The 25,578-nt window shown below is 49.4% G+C and carries 14 protein-coding genes; 9 read left to right on the top strand and 5 right to left on the bottom strand.

The window, feature by feature from the left end; genetic code table 11:
- Positions 1–153: 153 nt before the first annotated feature.
- On the bottom strand, positions 154–603 hold the full coding sequence (locus ACUALS_RS19020; protein WP_331400247.1) for an RES family NAD+ phosphorylase: 450 nt from the start codon (positions 601–603) through the stop codon (positions 154–156).
- Positions 603–1,028, bottom strand: coding sequence for a type II RES/Xre toxin-antitoxin system antitoxin (gene parS, locus ACUALS_RS19015; RefSeq protein WP_005472201.1), 426 nt, complete (start codon positions 1,026–1,028; stop codon positions 603–605). Before parS ends, ACUALS_RS19020 begins: the two co-directional genes overlap by 1 nt.
- Positions 1,029–1,306: 278 nt before the next feature.
- On the opposite strand from parS, the gene ACUALS_RS19010 reads away from it, so the two are divergent.
- Entirely contained in the window at positions 1,307–2,026 is a 720-nt protein-coding gene (locus ACUALS_RS19010; protein WP_454449402.1) for a carbonic anhydrase, read from the top strand.
- A gap of 31 nt (positions 2,027–2,057) precedes the next feature.
- On the opposite strand, the gene ACUALS_RS19005 is transcribed toward ACUALS_RS19010, so the two are convergent.
- Positions 2,058–2,501 carry a hypothetical protein gene (locus ACUALS_RS19005; RefSeq protein ID WP_005472356.1) on the bottom strand — a complete coding sequence of 148 codons (444 nt, stop codon included), beginning with the start codon at positions 2,499–2,501 and terminating at the stop codon, positions 2,058–2,060.
- A gap of 520 nt (positions 2,502–3,021) precedes the next feature.
- Between ACUALS_RS19005 and ACUALS_RS19000 the strand changes: the two genes are divergently transcribed.
- Positions 3,022–4,230: a NupC/NupG family nucleoside CNT transporter gene (locus ACUALS_RS19000; RefSeq protein ID WP_038188795.1), complete on the top strand. Its 1,209-nt coding sequence runs from the start codon at positions 3,022–3,024 to the stop codon at positions 4,228–4,230.
- A 230-nt stretch (positions 4,231–4,460) separates the two neighbouring features.
- Here the strand turns inward: ACUALS_RS19000 and ACUALS_RS18995 are convergent, their stop codons facing one another.
- Positions 4,461–5,162 carry a phage tail protein gene (locus tag ACUALS_RS18995; RefSeq protein WP_454449401.1) on the bottom strand — a complete coding sequence of 234 codons (702 nt, stop codon included), beginning with the start codon at positions 5,160–5,162 and terminating at the stop codon, positions 4,461–4,463.
- A gap of 555 nt (positions 5,163–5,717) precedes the next feature.
- Here ACUALS_RS18995 and ACUALS_RS18990 point away from each other — a divergent pair.
- From ACUALS_RS18990 to ACUALS_RS18960, 7 genes are all read left to right on the top strand, one after another.
- On the top strand, positions 5,718–18,074 hold the full coding sequence (locus ACUALS_RS18990; RefSeq protein ID WP_454449400.1) for a beta strand repeat-containing protein: 12,357 nt from the start codon (positions 5,718–5,720) through the stop codon (positions 18,072–18,074).
- Positions 18,075–18,279: 205 nt separating this feature from the next.
- Positions 18,280–18,741: a DUF3429 domain-containing protein gene (locus ACUALS_RS18985; RefSeq protein WP_005472416.1), complete on the top strand. Its 462-nt coding sequence runs from the start codon at positions 18,280–18,282 to the stop codon at positions 18,739–18,741.
- Positions 18,742–18,831: 90 nt separating this feature from the next.
- Positions 18,832–20,061, top strand: a complete 1,230-nt coding sequence (pepT, locus tag ACUALS_RS18980; protein WP_005472206.1) for a peptidase T — start codon at positions 18,832–18,834, stop codon at positions 20,059–20,061.
- Positions 20,062–20,139: 78 nt separating this feature from the next.
- Positions 20,140–20,607 carry a DM13 domain-containing protein gene (locus ACUALS_RS18975; protein WP_039481642.1) on the top strand — a complete coding sequence of 156 codons (468 nt, stop codon included), beginning with the start codon at positions 20,140–20,142 and terminating at the stop codon, positions 20,605–20,607.
- A gap of 194 nt (positions 20,608–20,801) precedes the next feature.
- Positions 20,802–21,650: a mechanosensitive ion channel family protein gene (locus ACUALS_RS18970; protein ID WP_005472427.1), complete on the top strand. Its 849-nt coding sequence runs from the start codon at positions 20,802–20,804 to the stop codon at positions 21,648–21,650.
- Positions 21,651–21,674: 24 nt separating this feature from the next.
- Entirely contained in the window at positions 21,675–22,070 is a 396-nt protein-coding gene (locus ACUALS_RS18965) for a GFA family protein (RefSeq protein WP_454449399.1), read from the top strand.
- Between the two features lie 304 nt (positions 22,071–22,374).
- A complete protein-coding gene (locus ACUALS_RS18960) occupies positions 22,375–24,432 on the top strand; it encodes an EAL domain-containing protein (RefSeq protein ID WP_454449398.1) in 2,058 nt (685 codons plus the stop codon).
- 55 nt (positions 24,433–24,487) lie between these two features.
- Here ACUALS_RS18960 and arsB read toward each other — a convergent pair whose 3' ends face one another.
- A complete protein-coding gene (arsB, locus tag ACUALS_RS18955; RefSeq protein WP_454449397.1) occupies positions 24,488–25,546 on the bottom strand; it encodes an ACR3 family arsenite efflux transporter in 1,059 nt (352 codons plus the stop codon).
- Between the last annotated feature and the right edge of the window lie 32 nt (positions 25,547–25,578).

The raw sequence follows: 25,578 nt of genomic DNA, 5'->3' as shown, positions 1-25,578 counted from the left end.
CGGATTTGAGAACACTAGCGGAGCTTGCGATTGACGTCTCATTCTTGGTTCAGATGGCCGAGTGCAAAAGTGTTACGTATTTTAGCGCTAGAGAAAGCCATCCTGGGTTGGGAAGGGCAAAGCCCGAGTTGGACTCGGGGCTATTTGTATTCATTAGGAAACTAGGCGTTCGTCGAATGGGAAGTGTATTACGTCGATGATTTTTGCGTGTTTCGCGTTGGGGTGACTGGCGTTAAACAAGTAATTCGTCGATTCGGGAAGAATGGCACTAGGCACTTTGGCAAGTAAGGTTTGGTTGGCTTTTAGCCAGTTATTGCCTTCACTCTGTGTGCCTCTCTCATGCTTCACCCAGTCATTGTGTAAGGTTGGAACATGACATTGGCTGAGTTCTGCGTCATCGACTTCAACTTTAAGCAGTTTAAATCGGTCGGGTAGGTCTTCGAGATCGATATCTAATCCAGCCATAACTTCAAGAAGCGCGAGGGCAGGGTGCTCTGCCAAATAGACGATTAAGTGCCCTTGTGAGTGCCAACGCCCGCTTGCTTTTAGCCCTCCGATGCCGTGAAGGTCTTCGAAGTCAGATATACGCCAAAGGATTGCCATTAAAAATACCCAGATTCGATTCTTAGCAGCAGTTGCTCGACAATGCTTGCACCAAACTCATCTTGCATTGCCTCTTTGGGCGTACGACCTTCGAGCTTTTTCTTTGGCTTGCTGAGCCAGTTGTTGGCTTTTTGCTCATTGCCAAAAACCGCGACCGCTTGCGCTGTTAAGCGTGCTGCTCGGATGATTTTGGCACTTTCATCACGGGTCAGTTTCTCGGCTTTACTAACACGATGAGATAGCGTTCGGCTCGGTATCACCCAATTGAGTTCTTGTTTATTGAACCCATGTTCCATCAAGGTATTGATTACCGACGGATCCACACCATCACGAACTAGGTTTGACAGATCTAACTCATTGTCAATCGACCAACCAAACCAAGCATTGAGGTTGGCATTTGCTGCCATTTCCATTGCTGTAGACATAAATTTGTACCTCTTGGCAATATGCCTAAATATTAGCGCATATTGCTCATTTTTCAACTGGTTCTGTTTGCTAAAGCAAAGTAGCAATGAAATGTTTCCAAGAAGGTTGACGCGTAATCAATCCTGTAGCACAGATAAATCCGTTGATAATCAAATTAATTTCAGCGAGTTAGCATCTGGCTCCAAAGTAAACTGCAAACATAGATTACTGACTACTTTTCTGGCCTCTGCCCGTTTTATGATGCGTGACTCACTGTTGGCAAATAAAAGGAACAAGTATGAAAAGGACACTACTCGCACTAGGGCTTTGCACCGCATTTATGAGCAACGCAAACGCAGCGCAATGGGGTTACGAAGGGCAACATGGTCCATCACACTGGGGAGAATTTGCGTCCGAGTGTTCGAACGGGGTAAACCAAAGCCCGATTAATATAGCGTCAGCAACAGAGGCCAAACTGGAAAAACTGTCGTTTGACTATCAGGGGCAGGTTGTATCGCTACTCAATAATGGTCATACGTTGCAAACCCAACTTGAAGGGAGTAACACACTAGCGATAGATGGAAAGTCGTTTACGCTTAAGCAGTTTCATTTTCACACCCCATCTGAAAATCACGTAGACGGCAAAGAGTACCCATTGGAAGCCCATTTTGTGCATGCCGATAAAGCCGGTCATTTGGCGGTCGTTGCCGTCTTTTTCGAACTGGGGGACGACAATAGTGAGCTCGCGAAGTTGCTTGATAATATCCCAGAGCAAGGCGCTGACTCACCGATAGATGTTCCCTTTAATGCGAGCGCTTTGTTAAGCGATACCAATGATTACTATCGCTTTAGTGGTTCGTTGACCACTCCGCCGTGTTCCGAGGGCGTAAGATGGCTAGTGTTGAAAACACCTCAGACGGTCTCTGCTAAGCAAGCTGCGTTGTTCAATAAGATTATGGGTAACAACAATCGCCCGCTACAAAAGCTCAATGCCCGACTCATCACTCAAACCCAATAAAACGAACGCCAGCGCAATGCTGGCGTTTTACTTATTTCTGAGCAATTTGCGCGTATTGGCGCAGTAAGTCTGTAAGAGTCGTGACCCACTCAAGGGCGCTGTTCGGGCTCTGTTTAAGAATCACCTCAGCGTGGTTGCAATGTGTTTCTAAAGGAATGGCGCGATCTAACTGGAACGAAGAGGCATAAAAGTGCCAAAGGAGCAGTCTTTGCATACGAAGCGTGTTTTGCTCTTTGTTTTCTGATTCACTGAACAGTTCAGGCAGTTGACTCAGTGCGATGGCGCTCATTCGTAACATGGCATCAAAGCGCGCTTCCATCAGTTTATCTTCTGACTCCGTTTCTTCTGCATCAAACGTAAATAGCTCCGTCATTGAGTCTTCAGGAATCAAGCGCTGTATCAAGCGCATACTCAGTTCTTCGAGCTCTTCTCGCGGTAATTGCGAGAGCGAGGCGTATGTGTAATCTCGTTCCATAATGGCTCACTATTGTGTTTTTCCCGCATTGTAATGAGCATGCAGCACAGTGCAAGTATCGATATAAAAAAGCCCCACGTTGAAGTGGGGCAAAATTTGTTGTGTTTGTCTAAGCCGCTGACGTTGTTAGGAAATAGATTATGTTCACTAGTACGTTAGTTGACACATCTATAAAACTAGATGGCGAAATGATATTTGCCCAAATTTATTTTGAAATGATAACGATTACATAGTAAGCGTTGTGATCTTGCTCCAGAAAATAAATGCAATTAAGTGCGTATTTCCTTTGTCTTCCCTTGCTGGAATTTTCTCAAATCTTCGAAATAGTTGGTGTAATCGTTTACAGAATGAACGCTTGAACGTTTGCGTTAAAAAATGTGATGAATATCTCATATCCTTCGCTATACTTTCCGCCCGGTTAAGAGCGAGTGCTCTGCCAATACAAGCCGTCACACGGAAAGGTGAATGACCCCACGGACCGGACCAGCTACCTATTGAATGCTTGTAGAGGTGATCTTTAATGAATGTTTTATTCGGTTTAATCGGTGTTGTCGTTCTATTGTTGTGCGCAGTACTGCTGTCTGAGAGTCGTAAATCGATCAATTGGAAAACAGTGTCTCGTGCACTTATGCTCCAAGTTGGATTTGCTGCTCTTGTTTTGTATTTCCCATGGGGACAAGCGGCACTCACCAGTTTGAGTAGTGGTGTTTCTAGTCTTTTGGGGTTTGCTGATGAAGGTATCGGCTTCCTATTTGGTGATTTGGCCAATACTGGATTTATCTTCGCTGTTCGTGTCCTTCCTATTATTATCTTCTTCAGTGCTCTAATCTCCGCTCTCTACTATCTTGGCATTATGCAAAAAGTCATCGAATTTATTGGTGGCGGTATCCAAAAGTTTTTGGGTACAAGTAAAGCTGAATCACTAGTTGCAACCGGCAACATTTTCCTTTCTCAAGGCGAGTCGCCACTTCTTGTTCGTCCATTCCTATCTCGTATGACTCGTTCTGAACTGTTTGCTGTTATGGCTGGTGGCATGGCTTCGGTAGCGGGCTCTGTTTTGGGGGGGTATGCCGGTCTTGGCGTTGAGCTCAAATACCTTATCGCCGCGAGTTTCATGGCTGCTCCGGGTAGTTTGATGATGGCGAAAATCATCGTTCCTGAGCGCGATACACCAATCAATCAATCTGATATTGAGATGGATAAAGCGCAAGAGAGCAATGTCATTGATGCACTTGCAAGCGGCGCAATGAACGGTATGAAAGTAGCGGTTGCGGTGGGTACCATGCTAATCGCATTCGTGAGTGTAATCGCGATGGTCAACACTGGCTTAGAAAGCCTTGGTGAAGTTGCTGGATTTAGCGGTATTACCCTACAAGCGTTATTTGGTTACTTGTTCTCGCCATTAGCATGGGTGATCGGTGTTCCTTCAAATGAAGTGCTGATGGCAGGCTCTTACATTGGTCAAAAGATTGTGATGAACGAGTTTGTGGCATTCATTGACTTTGTCCAGCATAAAGCAACCTTGTCTGAGCATACTCAAGTCATCATTACTTTTGCTCTGTGTGGATTTGCAAACATCGGCTCAATTGCAATCCAACTTGGCTCGATTGGCGTGATTGCTCCTGAGCGTCGTGCTGAAGTTGCAAACCTCGGTATCAAAGCTGTGCTTGCGGGTACGTTAGCCAACCTAATGAGTGCGTGTTTAGCGGGTATTTTTATTCTTCTTTGAGTATCAGTTAGATTACTGAAATGAGGAGCGGCTAGCACGACCCACCCTAGATGTTGAGAAGTAAATCAAGGTGAGATCAATTTTCGTTTAAGCAATTGAAAGTATGTAGCAACTATAGCGAATTAAGAGCTGCTTATAGGTTTGCGCGCTTTAAAATTGCAGTGGGAAAAGCACATAAAATTGGCCATCGCTAAAGTCGCGATGGCCAATCGGTAACGCCATTGATTCCATTAATTTCTAGAAGGGTACAGGCCATTTACAGCGATGCAGTAAGTGAGCGCTAGCGATGGACTGCGAGTGCTAAATGATTGGTTGGAACCAGTAGGCATGACGGAGATGGAAGGCTGAACATAACTTGTAAACACTCCCTCCAAGGGGATTGGGTTTCCTTTGCCCTCGCCGTACAACATCGCTTCCGAGTTGTAGCTTAAGCCATTTTGTGCCACACCTTGCAGAAAGCTCTCTGTATATGTTGGTTCGGGGCTTGTTCCCTTACCAGAATAGGCTGTCAACTGAACAGCAATACCGCCATTCGAAGCGTAAGCTGCATGCGTGTGCGCAGGTAAATTCGCAAGCGTAAGTGTTTGTGTCTCTGAACCATACTGACCTCCCAATATGGCTTCATTCAGGCCAGGGCTATTTCCACTACCGATAGCAGACCTACCTCTTAGATCTGGTAGTTGAAAATTAGTTGTGCCGTTGCCACCGTAGCGGGTTCCTAGTAAGGAATAGAGAGCGTTGTAGTTTGATATTGCCAACAGACTTCCGTTAGCCTGGAGATAACCTCTTGGACAGAAATTAGCCGCAGTGGTGCAGGTTGACCCTATATAAGGTTCTGGCACGCATGAGGCATATACATTATTGGATACCGAGAGCATGACCCCGGCGAGCAGGAGTTGTTTTTTTGAAACCAACTGATTAGTACTGAACATAGTAAAGTCCTCTTTAATGAGTTCAATTTTTATTATGGGTGGTGCGAATGGTTAAATATTATGGCATTTAAATGGTAAATGTGGCTGTGGATAGCGCCACATTTACTATAGACATAAAGTTCAAAAAACTCTGGAACACTACTTGACGATACCTTGCGATGAATCTGTATAGGCCTCTAAGGAAATCACTGATTTGACGTTGAAATGAAGTTGATGATGAACGAAGCGTTGAGTCTAGCTGGATCAAATTAAACGAAAAGTATGAGGGGTTGACTTTGCACTTTTGGCATTTTAGTTCATAAAAATGGAAAGAAGATCACGTCATCATTGACGGTGAGAATATAAAATTGCCCAGAATATAATGCATCATAATGAATATATGAATGTATCAGGATGAGGCGGACCAATTGCAACTCGTACTCTTCCTTCATGAATTTCAACCCCATCACATTACAGTCGATGGAATTTTCCCAACTTGAATATAAATGGACTTAACAGTATCTAGCATCACTAGGGCTAAAAAACGAGCATAGTGCATGTTTGAGTCAATCGATTATGGATAAATCAAATATATTTCTAGCGCAGCTATCAATGGTCATGTTGAGTATGGTCAGTTTTTCCGCTCTCTCAGCGACCGACACCATGGACTCAGCATCTGTTACTGGTTCGACAGTCAACAGCTCTGTCGATTCCATCTCTTACACTATAACGGGACCGTCAAATTGGTATGGTAACTCAACGTTTGACTATGGTACTGACTCACCATCAGGAAACCTAAATGGACAGCTCGTTTTTACTCAAGATAATACCTCTACTTATACCTTTACTTTTAACTCGGCATTAGATCTCACCAGTATTGCGGTTCTTGAGTTACAAAAGAGAACGGGTAGTTCATATATATTTACAGATACGACACCTAGCAGTTCAAATAGTAGTGTCAGTGTAACGAGTGCTTCGTTTGATTCATCCAGCTCGTCAACCATAGGCCCAGGGTTCTATTCAAAAACGGTTAACTTAAACTGGTCGGGAGTAACAAGCTTTACTGTAACGACCTCTGGGATGCATTTTAACGCGCAGCTTGGATTTGATAACTTGGTTGCCTCAGCGCCAAGCGCTGACTCAGATGGAGCTTTGACTGCAGCTAATGGTGTTTCTGAACCGGTCAGCCTTGCAACGACGGTGGATAGTAGCGGTGAAGCCATTAATTTGTTTGATTTTACCTTAACTGATGGCGGCTCTGGCGATGGGCTGCCGCTAGATGTTTCACAGATTGTCGTCAATGTGGCAGGGACGGCTTCGGATGCGCAGCGAGCGAAGATCACTTACCGCTTAAGTGGTCCGGACGCGACCAACGTGACGGGCGTGTATAACGCCAGCGCCGATACGCTCACCTTCTCAGGCTTGTCGATTTCGGTGGCCGATGGGGCGTCGGAGGTGTACACCTTAAACGCTTACTACCATGACAACACCGGCATCACCGAGGGCAACACGCTTCTGCTCAGCCTGGATGGTGACACCGATGTGACGGTCAGCGGCAGCAACACCCAATTTGGGGCGACAACCGCCGTCAACAACGGCAGTGGCACCACGCTGGAGGTGACGGCGACAGCGCTGGCCTTTACAACGCAACCGGCTGGCTCGGTCTCGGGCTCAGCGTTAACCACTCAGCCGATCGTGCGGGCGCAAGATGCGTTCGGCAACACTGACGTGGACTTTACGGAGACCGTCACTCTTACCGAAGCCAGCGACGGCACGCTGTCGGGCGACTCGGTGGCCGCGGTCAATGGGGTGGCCACGTTCACGGCGCTGACCTACAGCGCAACGGCTGATCAGCAAAGCTTTACGGTCACGGCCAACGATCAAGATGGCGTCGGCAGTGATTTGGCTTCGGTGGCGGCGAATGCCGTGATCGCGGATGTGGTGGCGACTCAGTTGGTCTTTGAGACACAACCGGCACCGCTTTCAGTAAACTCGGCCGAAGCGACCAGTTTTACCACCGTGCCCGTCGTATCTGCGCAAGATAGCGTCGGCGTTGTAGACACGGGCTATACAACGGATATTACGCTTTCAGAAGTGAATGGAGCGGGCACTATCGTGATGACGGGGACCGGAGATACGGATGGCAGCGCCGCCACAGTATCGATTACGCCGGCCTTTGGGGTGGCCACCTATACGGGGTTACAGGCCACCTATACCGCTTCAGGTGGAAGCAGTGAATCCTTCAACATACGGGCCAGCTCAGGCGGCTTAACCTCGGTGGACAGTAGCCCACTCACGGCGATCGTTGCCGACAACGACGCCAGCTTAACCGCCGCATCGGGCGTCAGTGAGCCTGTGGGGCTGCCAACCACCGCCGATACAACCGGTGAAGCGGTTGACCTGTTTGATTTCACGTTAACCGATGGGGGCACCGCGGACGGCTTCCCTCTTGAAGTGTCACAGATTGTCGTCAATGTGGCAGGGACGGCTTCGGATGCGCAGCGAGCGAAGATCTCTTACCGCTTAAGTGGTCCGGACGCGACCAACGTGACGGGCGTGTATAACGCCAGCGCCGATACGCTTACCTTCTCAGGCTTGTCGATTTCGGTGGCCGATGGGGCGTCGGAGGTGTACACCTTAAACGCTTACTACCATGACAACACCGGCATCACCGAGGGCAACACGCTTCTGCTCAGCCTGGATGGTGACACCGATGTGACGGTCAGCGGCAGCAACACCCAATTTGGGGCGACAACCGCCGTCAACAACGGCAGTGGCACCACGCTGGAGGTGACGGCGACAGCGCTGGCCTTTACAACGCAACCGGCTGGCTCGGTCTCGGGCTCAGCGTTAACCACTCAGCCGATTGTGCGGGCGCAAGATGCGTTCGGTAACACTGACGTGGACTTTACGGAGACCGTCACTCTTACCGAAGCCAGCGACGGCACGCTGTCGGGCGACTCGGTGGCCGCGGTCAATGGGGTGGCCACGTTCACGGCGCTGACCTACAGCGCAACGGCCGATCAGCAAAGCTTTACGGTCACGGCCAACGATCAAGATGGCGTCGGCAGTGATTTGGCCTCGGTGGCGGCGAATGCCGTGATCGCGGATGTGGTGGCGACTCAGTTGGTCTTTGAGACACAACCGGCGCCGCTTTCCGTGAAAACGGCCGAAGCGACCAGTTTGACCACGGTCCCAGTGATCTCGGCGAGAGATGCCCTCAATGTGGTGGACAGTGACTATGTGACAGGCATTACGCTTTCAGAAGTGAATGGGGCAGGGTCTGCGATCATGACGGTCACAGGAGACACCGATGCGAGTAATGCGACGGTCACGGTTACTCCTGACAATGGTGTCGCGACGTTTACTGCCCTGCAACTGACCTATACCGCTTCAGGTGGAAGCAGTGAATCTTTCAACATACGGGCCAGCTCAGGCGGCTTAACCTCAGTGGACAGTAGCCCACTCACGGCGATCGTTGCCGACAACGACGCCAGCTTAACCGCCGCATCGGGCGTCAGTGAGCCTGTGGGGCTGCCAACCACCGTCGATACAACCGGTGAAGCGGTTGACCTGTTTGATTTCACGTTAACCGATAGGGGCACCGCGGACGGCTTCCCTCTTGAAGTGTCACAGATTGTCGTCAATGTGGCAGGGACGGCTTCGGATGCGCAGCGAGCGAAGATCTCTTACCGCTTAAGTGGTCCGGACGCGACCAACGTGACGGGTGTGTATAACGCCAGCACCGATACGCTTACCTTCTCAGGCTTGTCGATTTCGGTGGCCGATGGGGCGTCGGAGGTGTACACCTTAAACGCTTACTACCATGACAACACCGGCATCACCGAGGGCAATACGCTTCTGCTCAGCCTGGATGGTGACACTGATGTGACGGTCAACGGCAGCAACACCCAATTTGGGGCGACAACCGCCGTCAACAACGGCAGTGGCACCACGCTGGAGGTGACGGCGACAGCGCTGGCCTTTACCACGCAACCGGCTGGCTCGGTCTCGGGCTCAGCGTTAACCACTCAGCCGATTGTGCGGGCGCAAGATGCGTTCGGCAACACTGACGTGGACTTTACGGAGACCGTCACTCTTACCGAAGCCAGCGACGGCACGCTGTCGGGCGACTCGGTGGCCGCGGTCAATGGGGTGGCCACGTTTACGGCGCTGACCTACAGCGCAACGGCCGATCAGCAAAGCTTTACGGTCACGGCCAACGATCAAGATGGCGTCGGCAGTGATTTGGCCTCGGTGGCGGCGAATGCCGTGATCGCGGATGTGGTGGCGACTCAGTTGGTCTTTGATGTCCAACCGGCACCGCTTTCAGTAAACTCGGCCGAAGCGACCAGTTTTACCACCGTGCCCGTCGTATCTGCGCAAGATAGCGTCGGCGTTGTAGACACGGGCTATACAACGGATATTACGCTTTCAGAAGTGAATGGAGCGGGCACTATCGTGATGACGGGGACCGGAGATACGGATGGCAGCGCCGCCACAGTATCGATTACGCCGGCCTTTGGGGTGGCCACCTATACGGGGTTACAGGCCACCTATACCGCTTCAGGTGGAAGCAGTGAATCTTTCAACATACGGGCCAGCTCAGGCGGCTTAACCTCAGTGGACAGTAGCCCACTCACGGCGATCGTTGCCGACAACGACGCCAGCTTAACCGCCGCATCGGGCGTCAGTGAGCCTGTGGGGCTGCCAACCACCGCCGATACAACCGGTGAAGCGGTTGACCTGATTGATTTCACGTTAACCGATGGGGGCACCGCGGACGGCTTCCCTCTTGAAGTGTCACAGATTGTCGTCAATGTGGCAGGGACGGCTTCGGATGCGCAGCGAGCGAAGATCTCTTACCGCTTAAGTGGTCCGGACGCGACCAACGTGACGGGTGTGTATAACGCCAGCGCCGATACGCTTACCTTCTCAGGCTTGTCGATTTCGGTGGCCGATGGGGCGTCGGAGGTGTACACCTTAAACGCTTACTACCATGACAACACCGGCATCACCGAGGGCAACACGCTTCTGCTCAGCCTGGATGGTGACACCGATGTGACGGTCAGCGGCAGCAACACCCAATTTGGGGGGACAACCGCCGTCAACAACGGCAGTGGCACCACGCTGGAGGTGACGGCGACAGCGCTGGCCTTTACCACGCAACCGGCTGGCTCGGTCTCGGGCTCAGCGTTAACCACTCAGCCGATCGTGCGGGCGCAAGATGCGTTCGGCAACACTGACGTGGACTTTACGGAGACCGTCACTCTTACCGAAGCCAGCGACGGCACGCTGTCGGGCGACTCGGTGGCCGCGGTCAATGGGGTGGCCACGTTCACGGCGCTGACCTACAGCGCAACGGCCGATCAGCAAAGCTTTACGGTCACGGCCAACGATCAAGATGGCGTCGGCAGTGATTTGGCCTCGGTGGCGGCGAATGCCGTGATCGCGGATGTGGTGGCGACTCAGTTGGTCTTTGAGACACAACCGGCGCCGCTTTCCGTGAAAACGGCCGAAGCGACCAGTTTGACCACGGTCCCAGTGATCTCGGCGAGAGATGCCCTCAATGTGGTGGACAGTGACTATGTGACAGGCATTACGCTTTCAGAAGTGAATGGGGTAGGGTCTGCGATCATGACGGTCACAGGAGACACCGATGCGAGTAACGCGACGGTCACGGTTACTCCTGACAATGGTGTCGCGACGTTTACTGCCCTGCAACTGACCTATACCGCTTCGGGTGGAAGCAGTGAATCTTTCAACATACGGGCCAGCTCAGGCGGCTTAACCTCGGTGGACAGTAGCCCACTCACGGCGATCGTTGCCGACAACGACGCCAGCTTAACCGCCGCATCGGGCGTCAGTGAGCCTGTGGGGCTGCCAACCACCGTCGATACAACCGGTGAGGCGGTTGACCTGTTTGATTTCACGTTAACCGATGGGGGCACCGCGGACGGCTTCCCTCTTGAAGTATCACAGATTGTCGTCAATGTGGCAGGGACGGCTTCGGATGCGCAGCGAGCGAAGATCACTTACCGCTTAAGTGGTCCGGACGCGACCAACGTGACGGGCGTGTATAACGCCAGCGCCGATACGCTTACCTTCTCAGGCTTGTCGATTTCGGTGGCCGATGGGGCGTCGGAGGTGTACACCTTAAACGCTTACTACCATGACAACACCGGCATCACCGAGGGCAACACGCTTCTGCTCAGCCTGGATGGTGACACCGATGTGACGGTCAGCGGCAGCAACACCCAATTTGGGGCGACAACCGCCGTCAACAACGGCAGTGGCACCACGCTGGAGGTGACGGCGACAGCGCTGGCCTTTACCACGCAACCGGCTGGCTCGGTCTCGGGCTCAGCGTTAACCACTCAGCCGATCGTGCGGGCGCAAGATGCGTTCGGCAACACTGACGTGGACTTTACGGAGACCGTCACTCTTACCGAAGCCAGCGACGGCACGCTGTCGGGCGACTCGGTGGCCGCGGTCAATGGGGTGGCCACGTTCACGGCGCTGACCTACAGCGCAACGGCTGATCAGCAAAGCTTTACGGTCACGGCCAACGATCAAGATGGCGTTGGTAGTGATTTGGCCTCGGTGGCGGCGAATGCCGTGATCGCGGATGTGGTGGCGACTCAGTTGGTCTTTGAGACACAACCGGCGCCGCTTTCCGTGAAAACGGCCGAAGCGACCAGTTTGACCACGGTCCCAGTGATCTCGGCGAGAGATGCCCTCAATGTGGTGGACAGTGACTATGTGACAGGCATTACGCTTTCAGAAGTGAATGGGGCAGGGTCTGCGATCATGACGGTCACAGGAGACACCGATGCGAGTAACGCGACGGTCACGGTTACTCCTGACAATGGTGTCGCGACGTTTACTGCCCTGCAACTGACCTATACCGCTTCGGGTGGAAGCAGTGAATCTTTCAACATACGGGCCAGCTCAGGCGGCTTAACCTCAGTGGACAGTAGCCCACTCACGGCGATCGTTGCCGACAACGACGCCAGCTTAACCGCCGCATCGGGCGTCAGTGAGCCTGTGGGGCTGCCAACCACCGCCGATACAACCGGTGAAGCGGTTGACCTGATTGATTTCACGTTAACCGATGGGGGCACCGCGGACGGCTTCCCTCTTGAAGTGTCACAGATTGTCGTCAATGTGGCAGGGACGGCTTCGGATGCGCAGCGAGCGAAGATCTCTTACCGCTTAAGTGGTCCGGACGCGACCAACGTGACGGGTGTGTATAACGCCAGCGCCGATACGCTTACCTTCTCAGGCTTGTCGATTTCGGTGGCCGATGGGGCGTCGGAGGTGTACACCTTAAACGCTTACTACCATGACAACACCGGCATCACCGAGGGCAACACGCTTCTGCTCAGCCTGGATGGTGACACCGATGTGACGGTCAGCGGCAGCAACACCCAATTTGGGGCGACAACCGCCGTCAACAACGGCAGTGGCACCACGCTGGAGGTGACGGCGACAGCGCTGGCCTTTACCACGCAACCGGCTGGCTCGGTCTCGGGCTCAGCGTTAACCACTCAGCCGATTGTGCGGGCGCAAGATGCGTTCGGTAACACTGACGTGGACTTTACGGAGACCGTCACTCTTACCGAAGCCAGCGACGGCACGCTGTCGGGCGACTCGGTGGCCGCGGTCAATGGGGTGGCCACGTTCACGGCGCTGACCTACAGCGCAACGGCTGATCAGCAAAGCTTTACGGTCACGGCCAACGATCAAGATGGCGTCGGCAGTGATTTGGCCTCGGTGGCGGCGAATGCCGTGATCGCGGATGTGGTGGCGACTCAGTTGGTCTTTGAGACACAACCGGCGCCGCTTTCCGTGAAAACGGCCGAATCGACCAGTTTGACCACGGTCCCAGTGATCTCGGCGAGAGATGCCCTCAATGTGGTGGACAGTGACTATGTGACAGGCATTACGCTTTCAGAAGTGAATGGGGCAGGGTCTGCGATCATGACGGTCACAGGAGACACCGATGCGAGTAATGCGACGGTCACGGTTACTCCTGACAATGGTGTCGCGACGTTTACTGCTCTGCAACTGACCTATACCGCTTCGGGCTTAATTAGTGAGGTCTTTAATTTAAAAGCCACCTCTGGCGAGCTAACGTTGGCTATTAGCGAAGACATGACAGGTAAAGTGAATACACCGCCTGTTTTCTCGAACCTAGATGCGACACCGGAGTTTACTGAAGACGGTTCACCAGTCGTGATTGACAGTGATGCCTCCGTCAGTGATGCAGAGTTGGATTCTCTTAGCGGTGGTGCTGGCAATTACGACGGTGCGACATTGACCATTGAACGTAAAGGTGGCGCTAATGCTAACGACCTATTTGCGAATCATGGCAATTTAGGAGTGCTAACTGAAGGAGGAGCGCTAACCTACAATGGAACTATTGTGGGAACAGTCACTCGTAACTCTAGTGGGACACTAGTTCTGACCTTCAACAGCAATGCGACCACCGCAATGGTTAATGGCGTACTTCAAAATATCACGTACCAGAATGAGGCGAATGAGCCCGCAAGTTCGATTGTACTCAGCTTTACCTTTAACGATGGGGAAGACAACAGTACCGGCACGAATGAGGTGACCACTACCGTAACAGGTCGCAATGATGCACCAACCCTTACCGTGACCGTCACAAACCCAACCTTTATCGAAGGTGGTGAAGCGGTAGCTCTGTATCAAGGGAGTGACGTCAGCACCGTGGAAAGTGATCAGTCTTTAGTTGGATTCGTTCTGACTGTTAGCAATGTCAGCGATACAAGTGAAGAAGCCTTAATGGTATCTGGTCACTCTGTTGCATTGAACCATGGGCAAACGGGCTCTGTGGGTGAGTTTGATTTTGTAGTATCACTAGTCGATAACATAGCGACAGTCTCCTTTAACGGAGCCACTTTAACTGAAGAAGCATTCCAGGACTTAGTCAATGGTATTCGCTACCTAAACGGCAGTGAGGATCCTAGCGTTGATATTCGTCGCGTGGTCACTATTGCAGCGGTCACAGACAGTGGTAGTGAAAATGCAACAGCGACCTTGGCCCTAGCGTCGAACGTAACTTTGGTGGCTATCAATGATGCACCAACCCTCAAGGCATCAGCGCTCAACTCAACTTACACAGAAAACGCAGAGGCAGTGTTACTGTTCAACCAGGCGGCAGCTAGCACAATAGAAAATGGGCAGACTTTTACAGGACTGGTATTGACTGTCAGCAATGTAATTGATGCTAGTGAAGAGGTGTTGACTATTGATGGTACGTTACTGGAGTTAGGCAGTAACGCTAACGGTATGACCTCTACCCGTAATTTGGCATATAGCGTGGTGAATACGGAGCAAACATCGACCATCACGTTATCGGGTATGAGTTTGACTCAAGTGCAACTGCAGGCTCTGGTTAATGGGATCACTTATTTCCATAGCAGCGATCACCCAAGTGTGGACAAGCCCAGAGTAGTAACATTGGTGGCGTTGACCGACAGTGGTGAGAGTAGCGGTGACAACATCAATACGGCAGCGCTATCGGTGTCATCTACAGTGGCGGTGGCCGAGATAAATGATGTACCAGTGATCACTGGGTTGGTGCCTAGCTTTGCTGCAATAGAAGATGAGATCAGCAACATTGATTTAAGTGCTATTGTCGTTAGCGATGCCGAAGGTGACGAGGTCACATTGGTATTCCAGGTATCCAGTGGTCGCTTGACTGTTGCCGGTGGTAACGGAGTCACTAATGGTGTCACCGTGAGTGGTTCAGGTACAGCCAGTGTCATGCTAACTGGCGCAGCAGAGGATATTAACCTTTGGTTAGATGGAACAAATCAGATTCATTATACCTCGGCAGCTAACAGTAACGGGAATGTGGTTCTGACGGTAACCCCAAGCGATACAGACGATGGTAGCACTGCGACTTCTGTGGTGGTAGTGGGTAGCGTTAATGACGCTCCAACGATAAGTGGTACACCAACTACAACAGTCGAGGAAGACAGTGCGTATCGATTTACGCCATTAGCGAATGATATTGAAAACGATACACTGTCATTCAGCATCACCAATAAACCATCTTGGGCAAGCTTTGATACAGTGACGGGTGAGTTAAGCGGTACACCAAAGAATGCGCATGTGGGCACGACGGCAGGTATTGTTATCAGCGTGTCGGATGGCCAGATAACCTCGAGCTTACCTGCGTTTAGTCTGGTCGTGACGAACGTGAATGATGGGCCTGTGGCCGAAAATGATCGCTTTACTTTCCCTGTTACGGAGAATGGGATTTACACCTTAGATGTATTGCAGAACGACATCGACGTGGATGATGGGGATGTCATGGCACTGAGCTGGGTATCCACTGATCAAGGAAGCACAAGTATCAGTGAAGGTGCAATCACGCTGACGACGACACATATCGGTTTGGTAAACCTACGTTATGGCATCGTTGATGGAAATGGTGGCAGTGCAACAGGTGAAGCGATAGTCATCATTGAACCATCGAGTACTAAAGCGCCTGTGGTAACAGCGGCTGCGGATATCACGGTGAACGCGACGGGGCTATTTACCAAAGTCAACCTAGGTGTTGCCACTGCTATTGACAGCCAGGGTAATGCGCTACCTGTATCTTTGATTGACAGCGACAGCTTTTTTGAACCAGGGTTGCATACTGTTTACTGGCGTGCGACTGATGCTGAGGGTAACGAAGGGCGAGACAGTCAACTGGTAACGGTGAATCCATTAATCACAATAGGTAAAGATGACATTACTACAGAAGGCTCGACTCATCGTGTAGGTGTCTATCTTAATGGTGAAGCGCCGAGCTATCCGGTGAGCGTCGACTATACCGTCAGTGGTAGTGCAGACGCTTCAGACCATAGCCTCACTAATGGACAGGTAGTGATAAGCCATGGAACAGAAGGCTATATAGAGTTTGCGGTGAATGATGACAGTGTGAACGAAGGGATTGAAACCTTGGTGATCAGTTTAGTTGACAGTATGAACCTTGGTAGTAAGTCGAGCTACACACTGACCATATCTGAGAGTAATATTGCTCCAGAGGTGAGCGTATCGGTCAGCCAAAATGATCAGACTCGTTCAATCATCGAGAACAGTGACCAAGTGGTAACTGTTACGACAACAGTCACAGACGCAAACCAGGGAGACAGTCACAGCTACCGCTGGATCAACGATAATGCGCAGCTCGCAAACATCAGTAATGATGCAACGCAGTTCGTGTTTAGCCCTGAATCACTAGAAGCCGGTATCTATCGAATTCAAGTTGAAGTGACCGACAGTGCATCGGCAGTTGTTACCCGTGATGTGTATATCGAAGTCGTGGAACAGCTTGAAACTTTAGTCAGCGGTCAAGACAGTGACGGTGACCTTATTCCTGATGTCGAAGAGGGGTTAGGTGACAGCGATAATGATGGTATTCCTGATTACCAAGATGCCATTAGCGAGTGTAACGTAGTACAAGAGCAGGCGTTGGAATCTCACCACTACTTGGTGGAAGGAGAACCGGGCGTTTGTTTGCGCAAAGGTATTACTCTTGCGAGCAACGAAACGGGGGGACTACTACTTCTGAATAACGAGCTGAGTGATGACTTAGAAGCTCGTAATATTGGCGGTATCTTCGATTTCGTTTCGTACGGGTTACCGACTCCGGGACAGACATATCAAATCGTCTTCCCACAACGCCTACCTATTCCTGCGAGTGCAAAATATCGCAAGTATCGAGACAACCTTGGTTGGATTGACTTTGTTACGAACAGTGAAAACTTTGTTTCATCGACACAAGGGGAAGCGGGTTACTGCCCTCCTCCAGGAGATGAAAGTTGGAGCAGAGGACTCACAGAGGGTCATTGGTGCGTACAGTTAACGGTGCAAGATGGGGGCCCGAACGATGATGATGGAATTGAAAATGGGACGATTGTTGATCCAGGCGGTGTGGCAACAACATCGAGCAATACACTCCCTACTGCAGTGAATGACAATGTGTATGTAGCGTTGAATAGTTCAGTAACCGTTGATGTACTAAGTAATGATGGCGACGCAGATAACGACACTTTATCGGTAGTAAGTGCTACGGCGACCTTCGGCAGCGTGTCAATTGAACAAAACCAAGTTGTTTATCGTGCTGCGCAAGGCTTTTATGGTACCGATACAATTCGCTATGGCGTGAGCGATGGGAATGGCGGTACCGCGTATGCAGATGTAACAGTGAACGTTACCCCAACAGCGGGTAGTAAAGTCAGTAACAGTGCCGGTGGCGGTAGTTTAGGAGTTACAGTCGTGTTGTTGTTAGGCATGTTGAGTATGATGCGACATTGTGGTCGAGTGTTTTTAGGGGGCTTTCTCTCTTTGATCTGTTTCACTAGTCAGGCTAGCTGGTTTGTCAATGGTGATGTAGGTATGAGTCTGGCGGACGGTCGATCATCGGCGTACGATGAATTTCTGCAGAGTCAGGACAGTACCGATATAATGTGGTCTTTTGGTTTGGGTTACCAGTTTGCCGATCGCTGGGCTATATCGGGTCGTTACCTTGACCTTGGCGAAGGCAGTGCAACTCTGGATCACGATGTGAGTCTTCCTCCATCAGAATATCATGCTCGTGTCGCGAAAGTGACACCAGTACTGGCAAAAGGGTTTGCATTAGATATCCAATACAAACTTTTTCATGAAAACAATGCTAGCGTTAATGCGATTGTGGGTGGCTTTGCTTGGGAGGTTGACTACAAGAGCGAGTATCAGGGAGAAACGATTAAGAGCAGTGACGATGGCATTGACCCTTATGTTGGTTTGGGGCTGGATTATCAGTTTGCTGAAAGCTGGAGTGCTGGTTGGCAGATCACAAGATACTTTATCGATGTGAATGACGTAACAACGTTTAGTGCAAACCTTCGTTATCACTTTGGTGACTAAGTTCATCGCTTTAATCGTTTATCAAACCTCGTGGGTTAAGTTGCTAACCTCGGTATCAGCGGGTACATTAGCCAACCTAATGAGTGCGTGTTTAGCGGGTATTTTTATCCTTCTCTAAGTACTAACTAAATGATGCATTGAAAGCCCAAGTAGGAAACTTCTTGGGCTTTTTTACGTATAAAAGGCGACGAATAAGGAGATTGATATGAATGTGAAAAGCACGCAACAACCACGCTCAACGATGCTGAGTTTGGGTTACCTTGGCTTAGTTCCTTTTGCCGTAGGGTTGGTTTTGCAACTTAACAGCATTAGTGTGTTCGGCGTAGGCGGACTGGAAATGTTTGTGTTTTACAGTGTTGTAATTCTGAGTTTCCTCTCTGGCGTTTTATGGGGGAACGCTATTGATCATTCGAAACATCGAATGAGCCGCAACGCTTTGCTGCTCAGTAACTTGTTTGCCATTCTTTCGTGGGGCGTCTTACTTTTAGCGCGGAGCAATGTGGGGTTAGCGCTCATATTGCTCGCGGTCAGTTATGGGCTAGTGTTGCTCGCAGAGCTTGCCTTAAGGAACTCAGAACAAGAGCGTGGACCAAATGGCTATGAAACGCTTCGAATCCGTTTAACATCGGGCGTTGTGGTTATGCACGGTATTGCGCTGATCGCTTAAAACCTGATTTATAGCAAAATTTTCTAAAACATTAGGCGTAGGATGGGGGCCAGATTACGAACTAAAACCATAAAAGTTAGAGATATTGCTATGAATGAACTTGTTCAACGCTTTTTACGCTACGTCACGTTTAACACTCAATCGAACCCGAACAATCTAGAATGCCCAAGCAGCCCAGGCCAATACACGTTTGCAGAGTTCTTAAAGCAGGAGCTCATTGAGTTAGGTCTGGCGGATGTTTCGCTCGACTCAAACGGCTACCTAATGGCAAAACTACCTAGTAATGTAGCTTACGAGGTGCCTGCAATTGGCTTTGTCGCTCATATGGATACCGCCCCTGACGCTTCGGGTGAGAATGTGAACCCTCAGTTTATCGAAGATTATCAAGGGGGCGATATCGCGCTAGGAAAGGGCGATGAGGTGCTCTCACCGATTCAGTATCCAGAACTGCACAAGTTACATGGGCACAATTTGATCACGACAGATGGTTCGACGCTACTGGGCGCAGACAACAAAGCGGGTATCGCGGAAATTATCTCTGCGATCGCAGAGTTGATCGCTCATCCGGATATTCCTCACGGTGACATTTGCATCGGTTTCACTCCAGATGAAGAAATTGGCCGCGGTGCTAACTTGTTTGATGTTGAAAAGTTTGGTGCGCAGTGGGCTTATACCATTGATGGTGGACCTGTTGGTGAGTTGGAGTTTGAAAACTTCAATGCGACCAGCGCGGATGTGATCTGCTACGGCACCAATGTTCACCCTGGAACCGCGAAAGATAAAATGGTCAACGCTATGAATATCGCGGCCCAGTTTCAACTTATGATGCCCGCCGATGAAACTCCAGAAACAACCCAAGGGTACGAGGGCTTTTATCACCTAAAATCTGCAGAAATGTCCGTTGCTCGCAGTGAACTGGGTTACATCATTCGTGATTTTGAACGAGATGGCTTAGAAAAGCGCAAGGCGTTCATGGAGCAAAAGGTCGCAGAACTTAACGAAAAGCTAGACAAAGGACGTGTGGAACTTCGGCTTACTGACAGTTATTTCAACATGAAGGAGATGGTTGAGCCTCACCCGCACATTATTGAGCTCGCTAAAGAGGCGATGATTGCCTGTGATATTCAGCCTCAAATTAAGCCTATTCGTGGCGGCACCGATGGCGCTCGACTTTCATTTATGGGGCTACCATGCCCGAACATTTTCACTGGCGGGTACAACTTCCACGGCATTCATGAATTCATCAGTATTGAAGGGATGGAGCAAGCGGTGCAAGTGATCGTCACATTGGCAGAGAAAACCGCGTTGCGCTATCAATAATTACTTGGTGCAACACTGATATCTTGTTGATTATCGTGTACATTAAATTTAGGCCCATTGGAAATGAACACGATAATGATGAAACGGATCTTACTTGTTGCCAGCCACCTACTTGTTGGTGGGATAGGCTTTGCTCTTGGTATTTACGCGCTGCCTATCCTTACCCAACCTCAGTCCCCCGCGATGCATGAAGTACAAAGCGTAACGAACAACGCGTTGTACACTGGAACGTTTCAACGCGACAGACAAGACAGCGATTTTTTGCATTGGGGAGAAGGATCCGTCTCCATCAGTGATGACCATATTGGCTTTGTGGGCAAACTTGCCCCTGGCCCTGATTACAAGCTCTACCTCTCACCACTGTTCATTGAAACGGAACAGGCTTTCTTGCAAAACAAATCCACCATGGTGCAAATTGGCGATGTTAAAACCTTCGATCGTTTTTCGTTACCGATCCCTGAAAGTGTAGAAACGGCCAACTACAACACGGTCATTGTATGGTGTGAAACGTTTGGTCAGTTTATTACCTCTGCCCGCTATAAATGATTAAGCCGCTATTCCGTTTGGCTTGTTAGACACTACCTAGTACATCATTGGGAGTGAAAGTGCGCTAACCACTCGACAATATTGGCATATTGCACTAGACCCGAGTGGGGATGTGTGGGAAGTTACCTTTCTGAAATACGAATAATTTAAAGGGGCTATGTGCCCCTTTAATCATAATTAGAGAGGGAGCGAGTATGGAGAAAGTACAGGTCGTTATTGATTTTCTTCTCACTCATAAATTGGTCTTTACCGCACTGATTGTGGTGTTGGTAGTATTGGTTCGCCGAACCATATTATGGAAAATCAGAGGCGATGTCGCTTTTGTTTCTGAAAAGCAGCGTCATTGGATGTCGAGAACGAAGAATGGTTCGTTTGTCCTCACCGTTTTACTGTTATTTGTCCTTTGGCAATCTGAGATTAATGAATTTGCCTTATCGGTGACGGCCATTGCCGTTGCTATTGTTGTCGCATCGAAAGAGATCATTCTCTGTTTTACGGGCTCGATTCAAAGAGCCAGCTCTCGTTCATTCCGAATTGGCGACTGGATTGAAGTGGGGAAAATATGTGGTGAAGTGATTGAACATAATATGATGGCGACGGTGATCCAAGAAATCGACTTATACCACGGTCATTACCATTACACCGGAAAAACGGCAACGCTGCCAAACAGCATGTTCTTCACCTACCCAGTCAAAAATCTCAATTTCATGAAGCGTTATGTCTACCATGATTTTTCGATTATTGTGCCGTCTTTTGTCAATCTATACCCAATGATTCCTGACATCATGGAGAAAATCGACGGGCACATCAGCTATTTCAGCGACGTAGCGAAAAGGTACAACACGGTGATCGAAAAGCATGCAGGCGTTGACTTGCCAGGCTCAGAGCCACATATCCACATTACTAGTGGTGCAACGGGTGAGCAGATTGTGCATTTCATGCTGTTTTGTCCAACCGACAAAGCGACCCATCTAGAGCAGGACATTCGTGCTGATTTTATGGCGCTTTATGAAGAAAGGTTTCCCAAAGAAACCGACGAATAATAAGACTGGCTAAGGAGAACAAGGATGTTCAAGAAAATTGGTCCAACGGAAATCAAAGAGAAGCATTTGCTCACATGTCATTGTGGCAGTGTGGAGCTTGAGCTGACATTGCCTAATGGTGTCGAGAAACCAAGGCGTTGTGATTGCTCTATGTGCCGACGTCGAGGGGCTATTGTTGCGTCGGTTAAGCTTGACGGGATCAAAATCCTCAAAGGAGAAGAGGCGCTTCAGCTTTATCAATTCAATACTCATACTGCTAAGCATTACTTCTGCAAATACTGCGGTATTTATACCCATCATCAAAGACGTTCGGTACCCGATGAGTTCGGTTATAACCTAGGGTGCCTTGAGGGTGTTAACCCGTTCGATATTGGTGACGTCGTCACTCACGATGGGGTTAATCATCCCGCTGACCGCTAGCTATATCGATTCAGCAAAGGTGAGTTTTGTTGTTACGATAGAAACTGTGATTCGATCTGATGATTGAAAGCGAGTATGGTGCGCCTGGTTGCTTATATCTGATATTTGCGCAGCGCTCACTTCGTGCAGTGCTCAGGAATAATTACAATTAAGGACTCGCTACTTATATAAGCCTTGCTCTTGATTAGAGGGCAGAAACGCACCCGTGGGTGAGCTATCAAAATGGGCAGTTAAGACCGATTTGGTAGGGCAACTCATAGACGGGAGCATGTCGTAAACTGTGATTTGACCTTAGGCTTAGTCAATGAAGTTCCTGTTTGATAACAAGCCCATGTATGCGTTTTTCGTGCGAGTATCAGAAAACGCGTACTTAAATGGCTTGTGTAATGTATTTGTAATGTTGCTGCCAGTCTCCTTGCTTTCTGCATTCAGTATGTTGATTGGCAATGGGTTAAACGTCATTGGGTTTGAAAAAATCGGCGGCCATGTTCTGTTCGTGAGCACCTTAGTTTGGAAAATGTTTCCGATCTTGCTGCTTGTCTATTTTTCAGACTTTTTGGCGCGTCTTCATCGTCTGTCCCGCACCACCGTCATTACTCCGTCTTTGCTTATTTACATCATCTTGTGTAACGAGTGGGGATTGCTACATGCGGGCTCTGTGCTGCCATCCAACTATCCTTTGGCGATCATCACTCCCGCATTAATAGCGTTTAGCGTGAGGGGATTAATCTCTAAGAATTGGATCATCCGTTCGGAGTTGCCAAATGTTGTCGATCAGTCACTCAACCTGGTATTAGGTACATTGTTGCTGGTCACCTTGTATGTTTGCGCGGGCTATGCGGTTGGCTACTGGCTAGAAACCAACTCGTATATACAAAGCTTGTTGCCATCTCTTGATACTCACTCGTTGTTTGACGCGATTTGGTATGAGTTCCTAAGGAATCTGTTCTGGTCGATTGGCATCAATGGGCACATTATTTTCTCGCCATACAAATCTGAGCTGTATGCACTGACTCAATCAAGTTTTGAGATGAATGCGCAGTTTGGTACGCCGTTGCCCATTCTCACCAGTAACTTTTACGACATTTACGCGGGTATCGGCGGGGCAGGTAATACGCTCAGTTTGGTATTTTGTATGCTGTTCTTTGCCAAAAACAGAGGGTATCGCGCACTGGCTTTGGCAGCACTGGTTTTGAGTGTGTTTAACATTAATGAACCTGTGCTGTTCGGCTTGCCCGTCATCTTTAACCCGGTGCTGCTTGTTCCATTTATGCTCGCGCCGATCACGGGAATCTTACTCGCGTATTTTGCGATTTCAATGGGTTGGGTGGCACCGGTTTCTGAATTTATCAGTTGGATGACGCCTCCATTGCTGAGTGGGTATCTCGCGACAAGTGGCGATATTGCCGCGAGCATTCTTCAAGTCGTGATCATAGTGATTGGTATGGCAATCTACTTGCCGTTCTTTAAGCAGATGGATCAAGTAGCTGGGTCAAACAAGTTGTTTTCGAAAGAGACTTGTGATGACTTTTTCAACTACGAGGAGGTCGGAAGTGGGCGCAGTGTGAATGGGCTGTTCCCGCACGTCAGCAGTAATCTTGTGGCTCAAAAGGCAATCAGAGATTTGCAGCAAAATGGCGATTTTGTTCTCTACTATCAGCCTCAGTACGATATTAACAAATCGTGCGTTTGCTCGATGGAAGTCTTGGTAAGGCACCGTAGTCACGATGGGGTGATCACTCCGCCGACCTTTTTGTCTTACTTTAACAAGTTGGGGCTGACGTCTGAACTGGATTTGTGGGTGATCAAGCAAGCGCTCTATGAAGTGCGAGATCTTGCGAGTAACCCTAACTTTAAAGTATCCATTAACGTTTCTCCTGAAACGTTTTTAGTCAACGGATTTGCTGCGAGTGTGAGTAAACTTATCGAACAGAGCGATGTTGATTTTACTCAGGTTGAGTTTGAAATCACCGAAGAGCTACTGATTCAAGATGAGTTAGCGACGAGTAGTGTGTTGAAATCACTTCGTGAGCTTGGTATTCAAATCGCGCTGGACGATTTTGGCTCGGGGTATTCGTCGATCGGTTATCTGTGCAAGTACGAGTTTGATAAGGTTAAGATTGACCGATCTTTGGTTGTGAACTTGACGCAGGAGAAAGGCCGAGAGCTGTTTCGCTTAACCACAGAGTTGGTTCGAGCAACGGGGGCAAAAACGGTTGTTGAAGGCGTCGAAACAGAGCAAGAGTTAGACTTCGTGACTCAGCAAGGTATTTCTTTGATTCAAGGTTACTACTTTTACAAACCGATGCCGTTAGAAGAGGTGTGCGAACTGATGGATTCGTGTGACGGCCATCAATGCTAATGTATCATCAAGTTGTTAAAGAGGAGCACTGAGCTCCTCTTCTTACATTCGCTTTTTATTGGTGGTACTTGGCTTTTAATCTTAAGGCGATATTTACCAGCGCAATCAACACAGGCACTTCAATTAGTGGACCAATCACCCCTGCGAACGCTTGGTCGGAATTGATGCCAAATACCGCAATCGACACGGCGATGGCCAGTTCAAAATTGTTTCCTGTTGCGGTGAACGCAATAGAGACGTTCTTATCGTAGTCGATACCCAGTTTCTTACCGATGTAGAAGCTGGCGAAGAACATCACAACAAAGTAGATGGCCAGCGGTAAAGCAACACGCAGGACGTCCATCGGGAGTTCAACGATCATATCGCCTTTTAAACTGAACATCAGAACGATAGTCGCAAGAAGGGCGATAAGAGTGATTGGTGAAATTCGCGGAATAAACACCTCGTTGTACCACTGTTCGCCTTTTCGACTAACCAGAATCTTACGGCTCAAAAAACCAGCGATAAAAGGGATACCAAGATAAATCAACACACTTTGCGCGATGTCGACCATAGAAATGTCGACAGCGAACCCTTGGTACTCCAAAAGAGGAGGCAATACCGTGATGAATAGCCATGCCATAAAACTGTAAGTCACAATTTGGAATGCGCTGTTAATCGCGACCAGTGCGGCGCCATACTCTTTGTTACCACCTCCGATATCATTCCAAACCAAAACCATGGCGATGCAGCGCGCCAAACCAATCAAAATAATCCCGACCATGTAACCTGGGTGATCACCCAAAAATGTAATCGCCAGAATAAACATCAAGATAGGGCCGACAATCCAGTTCATGATAAGAGAAAGCGCGATGGCTTGCTTATCTTGCTTAACTTTCCCTAGCAATGAGTAATCCACTTTTGCAAGTGGCGGGTACATCATCAGGATGAGTCCAATCGCCAGCGGTATATTGGTACTGCCTACTGATAGCGTTTCATTTAGCTGCGCCACTGCAGGGAAAAAGACGCCAATCGCAACGCCTAACGCCATGGCTACGAAAATCCAGACGGTTAGGTAACGATCCAAAAAACTCATATTGTTTGCGGCATTCTCGGTTAATGCTTGTGTGGTCATAATCTTGCCTTATTTCGTTTATCGTCGAATGG

It is taken from the genome of Vibrio sp. NH-7, from assembly GCF_053643215.1.
This window is presented reverse-complemented; position numbering and strand designations above follow the sequence as displayed.